The organism is Pantoea deleyi (genome assembly GCF_022647325.1).
Classification (GTDB): domain Bacteria; phylum Pseudomonadota; class Gammaproteobacteria; order Enterobacterales; family Enterobacteriaceae; genus Pantoea; species Pantoea deleyi.
Map to the genome: position 1 here is coordinate 1289889 of NZ_CP071405.1, position 11983 is coordinate 1301871.

Below are 11983 nucleotides of genomic sequence, written 5' to 3' on the forward strand. Positions count from 1 at the left end.
CTCCTGACAAAATGTGCCCACAGTATAAACGCTTAACCGCAGATGGCACACCTTTCAGGCGGAAGGAAAAGCGGGCGATATCGGTGGTTAACGTTCACCAGAGGATTGCAGTGTGATATACTTTCGCACCTTTAAAATCCGGGATTAAGTAGAGGGATAGCGGCTCCATGAGCGACCTTGCGAGAGAAATTACACCGGTCAACATCGAAGAAGAATTAAAAAATTCTTACCTCGGTTACGCCATGTCGGTCATCGTTGGCCGAGCTTTACCCGATGTGCGTGATGGCCTGAAGCCGGTTCACCGTCGCGTGCTTTATGCGATGAGCGTACTGGGTAACGACTGGAACAAACCCTATAAAAAATCTGCCCGCGTCGTCGGTGACGTTATCGGTAAATATCACCCGCATGGTGATTCCGCCGTGTACGACACCATCGTACGTATGGCCCAGCCTTTCTCCCTGCGTTACATGCTGGTGGACGGACAAGGCAACTTCGGTTCCATCGACGGCGACTCCGCCGCGGCGATGCGTTATACCGAAATTCGCATGTCGAAAATCGCCCACGACCTGTTAGCTGACCTGGAAAAAGAGACCGTCGATTTCGTGCCGAACTACGACGGCACTGAGCAGATCCCTGATGTTCTGCCGACTAAAATCCCGAACCTGCTGGTGAACGGCGCTTCCGGTATCGCCGTCGGTATGGCAACCAATATTCCGCCGCACAACCTGCGTGAAGTGATTAACGGCTGCCTGGCTTACATTGAAGATGAGAACATCAGCGTTGAAGCGCTGATGGAGCACATTCCGGGGCCTGATTTCCCGACCGCCGCCATCATCAATGGACGCCGTGGTATCGAAGAGGCGTACCGCACCGGACGCGGTAAAATTTATATTCGTGCGCGTGGCGAAGTCGAGGCCGATGCAAAAACCGGCCGCGAAACCATCATCATTCACGAGCTGCCCTATCAGGTGAACAAAGCCCGCCTGATTGAGAAGATTGCGGAGCTGGTGAAAGAGAAGCGTGTCGAAGGCATCAGCGCACTGCGCGATGAGTCTGACAAAGACGGCATGCGCATCGTGATTGAGATCAAGCGTGATGCAGTCGGCGAAGTGGTGCTGAATAATCTCTACTCGCTGACGCAGCTGCAGACGTCGTTTGGCATCAACATGGTTGCCCTGCATCAGGGTCAGCCAAAGATCATGGCGCTGAAGGAGATTCTGGACGCCTTCGTTCGCCATCGTCGTGAAGTGGTGACGCGTCGTACTATTTATGAACTGCGCAAAGCCCGTGACCGTGCCCATATCCTGGAAGGTCTGGCAATTGCGCTGGCGAATATCGATCCGATCATCGAGCTGATTCGTCGTGCGCCGACGCCGGCCGAAGCGAAAGCGGGTCTGATCGCGCAGGCGTGGGATCTCGGTAATGTGTCCGCGATGCTGGAGCGTGCAGGCGATGACGCGGCGCGTCCGGAGTGGCTTGATGCGCAGTTCGGTATTCGCGACGGTCGCTACTATCTGACCGAGCAGCAGGCTCAGGCGATTCTGGATCTGCGTCTGCAGAAACTGACCGGCCTTGAGCATGAGAAGCTGCTGGACGAGTACAAAGCGCTGCTGGAGCAGATTGCTGAGCTGCTGCACATTCTGTCGAGCGCCGAGCGTCTGATGGAAGTGATCCGCGAAGAGCTGGAGCTGATGCGCGACCAGTTTGGCGACGATCGTCGTACCGAGATCACCGCGAACTCCGCCGATATCAATATCGAAGACCTGATCAATCAGGAAGACGTGGTCGTGACGCTGTCGCATCAGGGCTACGTGAAGTATCAGCCGCTGAGCGACTATGAAGCGCAGCGTCGTGGTGGTAAAGGCAAGTCGGCCGCACGTATCAAAGAAGAGGACTTCATTGATCGTCTGCTGGTGGCCAATACCCACGATACGATTCTGTGCTTCTCCAGTCGTGGCCGTCTCTACTGGATGAAGGTGTATCAGTTGCCGGAAGCCAGCCGTGGCGCGCGTGGACGTCCTATCGTCAACCTGCTGCCGCTGGAAGCCAACGAGCGTATTACGGCGATTCTGCCGGTACGTGAGTACACCGAAGGCTTCAATATCTTTATGGCGACCGCGCTGGGTACCGTGAAGAAGACCGCGCTGAAAGAGTTCAGCCGTCCACGCAGCGCGGGCATTATTGCCGTGAACCTGCGTGACGACGATGAGCTGATCGGCGTGTCGCTGACCAACGGTAACGATGAAGCGATGCTGTTCTCTGCAGCCGGTAAAGTGGTGCGCTTTGCTGAAACTGCCGTCCGTGCGATGGGGCGTACCGCTTCGGGCGTGCGTGGTATCAAGCTGGCGGAAGGCGATCGCGTCGTGTCGTTGATTGTGCCGCGTGAAGAGGGTGCCATCATGACCGTAACGCAGAATGGTTACGGTAAGCGTACGGCCAACAGCGAATACCCGACCAAGTCGCGTGCGACTCAGGGTGTTATTTCCATCAAAGTGACCGAGCGTAACGGTCCGGTGATTGGCGCGGTTCAGGTTGTCGATAGCGATCAGATTATGATGATCACCGATGCCGGTACGCTGGTGCGTACCCGCGTGTCAGAAGTGAGCGTTGTAGGTCGTAATACCCAGGGCGTGATTCTGATTCGTACGGCAGAGGATGAGAATGTCGTGGGTCTGCAGCGTGTTGCTGAGCCGGTTGAAGAAGAAGAGCTGGATTCCATCGACGGCAGCGTAGCGGAAGGCGAAGATGATATTGCGCCGGAAGCTGAGATCGATGATGAAGAGATTGCACCGGAAGAGGATGCGGACGGTGAAGACGACGCGGCGGAAGACGAAGAGTAATTTGTCTGGAATAAGCTAAGGTCGTTGCAGAAACGGCAGGTCAGGGGAAACCCGGCCTGCCGTTTTTTTTGCCTGAACGTTGGGGGACGGGGTGATCGCTTTGAGCCGGGTGCTGCCGAAAGGCCCGCCATGCCCGATCGCAAAGGAGGCCCGCATCCCTGCGGATCGGCCACGCCCTCCCTGGCGTGGACGCTTTGCTCTTCGGGCACGGCGGGTCTTTCTTGCTGAGGCTCTGGTGTTGCTTCAGGGGGGATTTGGGGGGCAGTGAGCCGGGCGCTTTGAGTGGGGTGCTGCCGAAAGGCCCGCCACGCCCGATCGCAAAGGAGGCCCGCATCCCTGCGGATCGGCCACGCCCTCCCTGGCGTGGACGCTTTGCTCTTCGGGCAGGCCGGGTCTTTCTTGCTGAGGCTCTGGTGTTGCTTCAGGGGGGATTTGGGGGGCAGTGAGCCGGACGCTTTGAGTGGGGTGCTGCCGAAAGGCACGCGATGCCCGATCGCAAAGGAGGCCCGCATCCCTGCGGATCGGCCACGCCCTCCCTGGCGTGGACGCTTTGCTCTTCGGGCACAGCGGGTCTTTCTCGTTGAGGCTCTGGTGTTGCTTCAGGGGGGATTTGGGGGGCAGTGAGCCGGGCGCTTTGAGCCGGGTGCTGCCGAAAGGCCCGCCATGCCCGATCGCAAAGGAGGTCCGCATCCCTGCGGATCGGCCACGCCCTCCCTGGCGTGGACGCTTTGCTCTTCGGGCATGGCGGGTCTTTCTCGTTGGGGCTCTGGTGTTGCTTCAGGGGGGATTTGGGGAGCAGTGAGCCGGGCGCTTTGAGTGGGGTGCTGCCGAAAGGCCCGCCATGCCCGATCGCAAAGAAAGCCCGCATCCCTGCGGATCGGCCACGCCCTCCCTGGCGTGGACGCTTTGCTCTTCGGGCATAGCGGGTCTTTCTCGTTGGGGCTATGGTATTGCTTCGGGAGGGCTGGTGCAGTGAAGAGGTCGGTAGACAGATGTTCGGGACGCGGTGAGCCGGGTCTTTCCCGCTGGGCTTCTGTGTTGCTTCAGGGGGGCTGGGTTGGGGAGCAGGGCGGGTGTTTCTCGATGAAATGCGGTGCCGCTTAATCTTGTTGTGAACGCGTGTTTGTTCAGGGGGCAGGAGCGACGCTCTGATGCAGGCGTTAACGACCTTGTTACGCTGTCCTAAAAGCGTCTCAAACCACCCGCTAAGCCTGCGGCTGGCTGGCTTTTTACGCCCGATAAAGCTAGTGTATGAGCATTAAAAATCGACGATGCGACTAACCTTGCCAACTGCGAGTTACCTTTGAAATATCCTGTCTCTTTCCGCACCACGCTTCGCATCTCGCGTTATCTTTTCCGCGCGCTGGCGCTGCTAATCTGGACGCTGGGCGCCGTTCTGACGGCGTTTTACATCATCAGCGTGCTGCACAATAAAGAGACGCAGGTTCGTCAGGAGTTTGCCAGCAACTACGGCACGATCCAGTGGTATGTGCGCCATTCGGCGGACATGATGCGTGAGCTGAAATATATCACCGAGAATCGCCTGACCAACGCCAGCAGCGGGCTGGATGTCCTGACGGGCATGATGCCGGGCAAGACCACCCAGCCGCAGTTTACGCCGCTGTTTTCCGATGGCGACTGTACCGCGATGAGCAACACCTGGCGCAATTCGCTCGATTCCCTGAGTTACTACATCAATTACTGGAAAAGCAATTTCGCCTCGTCCTATGAGCTGAACCGGGTGTTCTTTATCGGTGGCGAGAGCCAGTGTCTGGCCGAGTTCACCATCGGCAGCAGCAATGCTGACCGGGAGCGCAGTCTTAAATCGCTGCGTGAAAATGTGCTGCGCTACCGCAACAGCAGCGAGGAAGAGCGTCGTAATCCGATGTACTGGATTAACAGCAGCGCGCAGCCAGGCGTAGGCACCTTCTACATGGTGGTGCCGGTGTATGTCGCGAATAAGCTGCAGGCGCTGCTGGGCGTGGAGCAGAATATCCGGCTGGATGAGTTTATCCAGCCGGGCAGCCTGCCGATTATCGCCTCCATTACCGATGAAAATTATCGTCCGCTGCTGAACTCGCGGCGCGGCGGGCTGGGCTTCTCGCTCGATAATCTGCCCGACGATAAAACCTGGTTCGGCTACCTGAATGGCTATCGCCAGCTGGTGCTGAAAAAGCCGCTGCCGCCTTCAGATCTCAATGTGGTCTGGTCGATACCGACCGACGTGATGGTGGATCAGCTTAAGCTGATGATTATCAACGCGCTGCTGCTCAATATTTTCAGCGCCGTGATCCTGATTACGCTCGCCTGGATATTTGAGCGCCGGATGTTCCTGCCGGCGGAAGAGAATGCCCATCGGCTGGAGGAGCACGAGCAGTTTAACCGCAAGATTGTCGCCTCGGCGCCGGTCGGGATCTGTATCTTACGCACCAGCGACGGCACCAATATTCTGAGTAACGAGCTGGCGCACAACTATCTGACGCTGCTGACCCAGGAAGACCGCCTGCGGCTGAATGAGATTATCGGCGGGCAGCAGGTTAACTTTGTCGATGTGCTGACCGGCAGCAATACCAACCTGCAAATCAGTTTTGTGCATTCGCGCTATCGTAACGAGAACGTGGCGATCTGCGTGCTGGTCGATGTCTCGGCGCGTGTGCGGATGGAGCAGTCTCTGCAGGAGATGGCCCACGCGGCAGAGCAGGCCAGCCAGTCAAAATCGATGTTCCTTGCCACGGTCAGTCATGAGCTGCGCACGCCGCTCTACGGCATTATCGGTAACCTCGATCTGCTGCAGACCAAAGAGCTGCCCAGCGGGATCGATTCGCTGGTGACGGCGATGAACAACTCCTCCAGCCTGCTGCTGAAGATCATCAGCGACATTCTCGACTTCTCGAAAATTGAGTCGGAGCAGCTGAAGATTGAGCCACGTCCGTTCGCCCCGCGCGAAATTGTCACCCACATCGTTGGCAACTACCTGTCGCTGGTGGTGAAGAAGCGGCTGACGCTCTACTGCTTTATTGAACATGATGTTCCGCAGGTGCTGGATGGCGATCCGCTGCGTCTGCAGCAGGTGATTTCGAACCTGCTGAACAACGCCATCAAGTTCACCCACACCGGCTGTATTATCCTGCACGCCTATGTGCAGGAGGGCTATCTGGCGTTTCGCGTACGTGACACCGGCGTGGGGATCCCGGCCAAAGAGCTGCCGCGCCTGTTTGACCCCTTCTTCCAGGTGGGAAATGGCGTGCAGCGCAATTTCCAGGGCACCGGGCTGGGGCTGGCGATCTGTGAAAAACTGATCAACATGATGGATGGCGATATCGAGGTTGACTCCGAGCCGGGCATGGGCAGCCAGTTCATCGTGCGTATTCCGATCTACAAAGGGCAGAAGCCGTCACTGCTGCTGCTGGAAGATTTGCAGGATAAGAAGATCTGGCTGGCCATGCGCAACGACTATCTTGCCGCGTTTATCACGCGGCAGATCCAGCAGCAGGGCATCCAGGTGGCGGAGTACAACGGTAAGCCCGGCCCCGACGATGTGGTGATGACCGACTACGATTTCGAAACCGACCTGCCGCTGCGTGCGCTGGTGACCTTCGACGGATCGCATGTGGATATGCCGCGTGAACGTCAGCCCGGACACTGGGTTCACTCTACCGCCACGCTGCATGAGGTTCCGGCGCTGCTGGCGCGCATTTACCGGATCGCGCTGGGGCAGGATGCGGCGGATGCACTGCTGCTGGCCGCGCCGGTCGAAGAGAAGGTGCACAACGATGACATCATGGTGCTGATTGTCGATGACCATCCGATTAACCGTATGCTGCTGTCGGAGCAGCTTGGCACGCTGGGCTACCAGGTGAAGACCGCCCAGGATGGCGTCGATGCGCTGAATGTCCTGAGCCGCAATGAGATCGACATCGTGCTCACCGACGTCAACATGCCAAACATGGATGGCTATCGTCTGACACAGCGGTTACGTCAGCTGGGCCATCTCTTCCCGGTGATCGGTGTCACGGCGAATGCGCTGGCGGAAGAGAAACAGCGTTGTATGGATGCGGGGATGGATAACTGCCTGTCGAAACCGGTGACGCTGGATGTGCTGAAGGGAACGCTGGCGATCTATGCGGAGCGGGTTCGTAAAACGCGGGCAGGATAGGGCAGGAGAGGGAGGCGGTACGGGCTGTACCGCCTCAGAAACACGTTAGTCTCTTTCGACCTGCGTCTGGCTGACAGACGACAGGTAGTTGAGCAGTGCGATATCGTTATCCACACCCAGCTTCATCATCGCTGATTTCTTCTGGCTACTGATGGTTTTGATACTGCGGTTCAGTTTCTTGGCGATTTCGGTCACCAGGAAGCCTTCGGCAAACAGACGCAGTACTTCGCTCTCTTTCGGTGACAGGCGTTTGTCGCCATAACCGCCCGCGCTGATCTTCTCCAGCAGTTTTGCCACGCTTTCCGGCGTATATTTCTTGCCTTTCTGCAGGGCAGCCAGCGCTTTTGGCAGATCCGTCGGCGCGCCCTGCTTCAGCACGATCCCTTCGATATCGAGATCCAGCACGGAGCTGAGGATCGCCGGGTTATTGTTCATGGTCAGAACGATAATCGAGAGATCAGGGTAGTGACGTTTGATGTATTTGATCAGCGTGATGCCATCGCCATACTTCTCACCTGGCATAGAGAGGTCGGTGATCAGGACGTTGGCGTCAAGCTTGGACAGATTGTTGATCAGTGCTGTTGAGTCTTCGAACTCACCTACAACGTTGACCCACTCAATTTGTTCCAGAGATTTTCGGATACCGAAAAGGACAATTGGATGGTCATCGGCAATAATTACGTTTAAGTTATTCATCTTATTGGTTACCTTGCTGCAGCAGTTGATTGACGTAAGCGTCAATATCACTGGTGGTATTTGTAATGTTTGAATCGTCACACGCTTTAATGTGGTGTTCTAACTCTTCACAAAGCTGTTTGCCGGGAGTCAGATTGAGCATGGCAAACACGCCCTTCAGGCGATGCGCTGTCTGAGCAAGCGAAGCGTAGTCCTTTTCCGCCGACTCAGTATACAGTCTCTTCACATCATCCGGTACTGTCTCCGTAAACAGCTGGAAATAGCCGCCGCTCATCAATGGCGTGGCTGCGTCGTCTTCCGTGTCGTTATCCATCACATCATGCGACAGTTGCTTCTCAATCAGGGCCAGTAATGCATCAAGCAGCGCATTGCTGAGATTGAAATTCACCCGATACTGCTGGTCGTTCAGGGCGTGATGACCCAGCTCATCCTCGGCCAGCAGCAGTGCCCAGCCGCTGAGCTTCGCGGGATCGTCGGTAACCAGCACATCGTGATCCTGACCGGAGATACGCTCGTCGGGCGTCAGACAGCGCGCTCCCCAGTTTTCCAGATGGCGGCAGACGATCTTATGCACGTCCTCCACGGTGATCTCCACCAGCGCGGTCACGCCATCCAGAATTTTTTCCTCTTCTTCTTCCTGCTTCTGCTCCCGGGCCAGCGGCAGCTGCATGTTGTAGCGCGTGCCGATATCCGCTTTTGCCACGATATCAAGGCTGCCACCCATCTGTTTGCAGAGCTGCTTACACAGGAAGAACGCCATGCCCGACGCCTGCCCGTAGCGATCCTGACTGGTGTCGCCCAGGAACGGGAAGTCAACGTTAGCCAGCTCATCCACCGTCAGTCCGGCACCGGTATCGACCAGTTCGATGATCAGTCGGTCGGGCTGCTTTTCTGTCGTCTTCACTTCCAGGGTGATTTTTCCCCAGCGGGTGGTTGTCAGAGCATAGTGCATCAGCGTGGTAAGCACCTTACGCAGGGCGCGACGATCGCCGAAGCGTATCTCATCGTTCGCCAGATGGTTATTCACCACCAGCGACAGCCCTTTGCGGCGCATCAGCGGCAGGCTCTCCAGCGCGATCTCATCCAGCAGATCCTGCAGGTTGAAGAGGGTCGCATCCGGTGACCAGTCGTGCGCCTCCAGCCGGTTGAGCAGGACGATATCATCCACCAGCCGCGCCAGCCCCTGACTCTCATCGAGCAGGTCCAGCACGGTTTCATCGGCGTCGCGCTGACTCAGCTGCACCAGCTGCGCCACGATCTTATCCAGCGGCTGATTCAGCGCATGGCCCAGATTGTGCAGCAGCTGCTGCCGCATCTGATGGTTGCGATCCAGCACCTGCTGCGCCTTCTGCAGTTTTTTGTTCACCAGCAGCTCGCGATCCTGATCGCGCATCATAAACAGCTGCGTATGTGGCGACAGCACGCTGCGGGCGTGACGGATCTCATACACTTCGTTGTTGATGGTGGCCTGGAGCACGCCCTGATGCTGGTCGGACATATTAATAATCTTCTGCAGGTTGAGATGCGGCAGAAGATGTTCGGCAATTTTGTTGCTCAGCAGGGTACGGTTGCTGGCGAAGTCATAGACCAGCAGGCCGACCGGCAGGCTGGCCACGATCTCTTCATTCAGCACCCGCAGCGAATCGAGTTCCGCGCTCTGGTTTTCGCTGGGGCGCAGCGACTGCTGACGCAGCAGCACGATCCCGGCCAGTGACAGCAGGAACAGCAGCAGATTGATCAGGAGCGGCCAGAGCAGATTATAGAGGCTGTCCAGAATCAGGCGGATAATCGGCACCTGATAGACCAGCTGCAGCGAGGTGCTGGGCAGGGTGGCTGTGATTTCGATGTTCGGGTTAACCAGCGAGATGCGGGTATTCTCCACTTCCTGCTGATCGCTGCTGCTGGCAGGCAGGCTGCTGTCCTGGCGCAGCTGGAAATTCTCCAGCGGCATGTTCTGCGGAATCAGGTCGTTGACCGGCAGATCGAAAGCGACCACCGTCGCCAGGTGACCCGGCTGGTTAAAGGTCGTGCGCAGCGTGAAGTAGTGGTCGTTCTGGAAGGCGAGATGGCGCAGCGGCGAGAAGCTTTCCCGCTCATCCAGCGCGTTGGCCTGCTGCAGCATCTCCGCGCGGCGTCCGTCGACCATGGAGCTGATGGCGCTCTCTTTGTAGCGCGTTGCCATATCTTTCAGCGGCAGGGTCGAGATCATGATCAGGCTGTTATCCTGACCGTTGAGAAAGTACATCGACCAGGTGGGGTTTTCTGCGCCCCACAGGGTGTCGAGATAGTTCGACATGCGCATCGTCATATCCAGCGTGCTGCTGTCATGCGAGCCGAAAATCAGCGCTTCGGTTTTACGCCGGGTTTTTTCCAGGTAGTAGACATCAGGACGCAGCCGCGTCTCCTGCAGATTGCTGCCGGGTGTGGCGCCCGCCGCGCTGGTGGAGAGATTTTCATAGATCTGCCACGTCGCAAAGCGATAGGCGTCGATGCGCTTCTGCACGTCACGCGCCAGATCGTCCATGGCATACCGTTTCCCGGTCAGCCAGGCATTCACCGAGTTATGCACCATAAAGCCCAGCGCCAGCAGGAGCACCAGATTGAAAACCACAAAAAAGCGGGTGACGTTGCCGGAGGTCAGTGGAAACTTATACAACATAGCGTGTCAGGTACCTGAATTATCGCGCAACTTTTCGCGCACTGGCGGCTACCGCTAACAGCAACAGGGCGATAACTAAAAATGCACCACTGAGGCTGATCCATTGCGAAATGAATCCGATTAAAGCCGGACCTGAGAGAATACCCGCATATCCCAGCGTTGTCATGGCAGAAATCGCCAGGTTTGCAGGCATATCCTGTTGATTCCCGGCAGCATTGAACAACATCGGCACCGTATTAGACAAACCAAAGCCGACCAGCAGGAAGGCGAGAAGGGCGATCTCCGGCCACGGCAGCCAGACGGCCAGGGTCATGCCCGCCGCGGCGGTCAGCGCACCCGTCAGCATCACCGGATAGCGGCCAAAGCGTGCGATGACCTTATCGCCGCTGAAACGACCCAGCGTCATCGCCACCGAGAAGATCGCATAGCCCAGTCCGGCGTAAGCCGGCGTCATCGCCGGATTCTGCAGCAGCAGCAGTGCGCCCCAGTCCAGTACGGCGCCCTCCGCCAGAAACAGGATAAAGCAGAGCAGGCCAAGAAACGCGACCCAGCCGCGCGGGACCACCAGCCAGGGCTGATCGGGCTGGTGCAGGCGCTCGTTCATTAATACCGGCAGTCGCCACAGCAGCAGGATCAGCATGACCGCCATCACCACCAGCGTAGCGGCCAGCGGGGTAAAGGACTGGCTCAGCAGCAGGCTGACCGTGCCCGCGCCCAGAATGCCGCCCAGGCTAAAGAAGCCGTGAAAGCCGGACATCATCGGCTTTTCCGCCGCCTGTTCGACCTGCACCGCCTGATAGTTCATCGCCACATCCAGCATGCCCAGCCCGGCACCAAACAGCATCAGCGCCGCCGCCATCACCAGATGCGAGTCAGCGGTTGCCAGCAGCGGCATCATCAGCAGCACTAACAGCGTCGAAAAGGCCATCACCCGGCGGCAGCCGAACCGTGCCACCAGCGTGCCGGTGACGGGCATGGCGGCCAGGGATCCGATCCCCAGACAGAGCAGCAATGCCCCCAGAGACGCGCCGCTGAGCTGCAGGCGATCGCGGGCAAACGGAACCAGCGGTGCCCAGGCGGACATCCCTAAACCGTTGATCAAAAAGATGGTGCGCGTGCCCCAGTTCAGGCGGCTCTGCTGTTTATGTTGTTGTGCAGCGTCCAGTGCGGTCATAGGTCAGATTCATCAAAGGTAAAGCGGAAAAGTGTAGCACTGGCCGTGAGTGAGCGGCCCTTGCACCTCTTATCAGAAGTCGTGCAGCAACATCGTATAAATCATAAAGCCGGGAGTTTACCGACTTTTATTGCGCCGCGAATTTTTTCCAGAACTTTCCTGGCATCAGTCGGCGGTGCGCCTGTCGACTTAACGCAAATTTCCTGCTCGCTTTGAACGGGTTAACGGCGGCCAGCGAAAAAAGGGCCACCAATAAATGCTGGCCGACTCGCATATTTAACAAATTTTTTAACGCGCTATAAAGTTTCTGAAACGCGGGTTTGTTCACCTTTTTACATCATTTATGGAAACAGTCAGCAATAAATTGACATGAAAAAACAAGAGGGAAGCGCATTTTCAGAAAACGTTTTTCCACATTTCGCTTATGTAAAAAGTATTAAATCATAATGAAATCTGCA

The 11983-nt window shown here is 57.2% G+C and carries 6 protein-coding genes; 2 read left to right on the top strand and 4 right to left on the bottom strand.

The genetic code is table 11. The annotated features are described in order from the left end of the window. Positions 1-167: 167 nt before the first annotated feature. Positions 168-2840, top strand: a complete 2673-nt coding sequence (gyrA, locus tag J1C59_RS06220) for a DNA topoisomerase (ATP-hydrolyzing) subunit A (protein WP_128084675.1) — start codon at positions 168-170, stop codon at positions 2838-2840. 1303 nt (positions 2841-4143) lie between these two features. Then, positions 4144-6996 carry a two-component system sensor histidine kinase RcsC gene (gene rcsC / locus J1C59_RS06225; RefSeq protein ID WP_128086566.1) on the top strand — a complete coding sequence of 951 codons (2853 nt, stop codon included), beginning with the start codon at positions 4144-4146 and terminating at the stop codon, positions 6994-6996. 45 nt (positions 6997-7041) lie between these two features. Here the strand turns inward: rcsC and rcsB are convergent, their stop codons facing one another. The 4 genes from rcsB to J1C59_RS06245 all read right to left on the bottom strand — a co-directional run bounded on the left by rcsB (position 7042) and on the right by J1C59_RS06245 (position 11853). Then, positions 7042-7692 (bottom strand): response regulator transcription factor RcsB, encoded by a 651-nt coding sequence (gene rcsB, locus J1C59_RS06230; protein WP_009089068.1) that lies wholly within the window; start codon positions 7690-7692, stop codon positions 7042-7044. Position 7693: 1 nt separating this feature from the next. After that, positions 7694-10351 (bottom strand): phosphotransferase RcsD, encoded by a 2658-nt coding sequence (gene rcsD, locus J1C59_RS06235; protein ID WP_128086567.1) that lies wholly within the window; start codon positions 10349-10351, stop codon positions 7694-7696. Positions 10352-10370: 19 nt separating this feature from the next. Continuing rightward, positions 10371-11525 (bottom strand): MFS transporter, encoded by a 1155-nt coding sequence (locus tag J1C59_RS06240; RefSeq protein WP_128086568.1) that lies wholly within the window; start codon positions 11523-11525, stop codon positions 10371-10373. Between the two features lie 127 nt (positions 11526-11652). Beyond that, entirely contained in the window at positions 11653-11853 is a 201-nt protein-coding gene (locus J1C59_RS06245; RefSeq protein ID WP_128086569.1) for a hypothetical protein, read from the bottom strand. Positions 11854-11983 lie beyond the last annotated feature (130 nt).

Coding starts and splice junctions, on each gene's coding strand:
- gyrA (WP_128084675.1), top strand. CDS start 168: ATGAGCGACCTTGCGAGAGAAATTACACCGGTCAACATCGAAGAAGAA.
- rcsB (WP_009089068.1), bottom strand. CDS start 7,692: ATGAATAACTTAAACGTAATTATTGCCGATGACCATCCAATTGTCCTT.
- rcsD (WP_128086567.1), bottom strand. CDS start 10,351: ATGTTGTATAAGTTTCCACTGACCTCCGGCAACGTCACCCGCTTTTTT.
- J1C59_RS06240 (WP_128086568.1), bottom strand. CDS start 11,525: ATGACCGCACTGGACGCTGCACAACAACATAAACAGCAGAGCCGCCTG.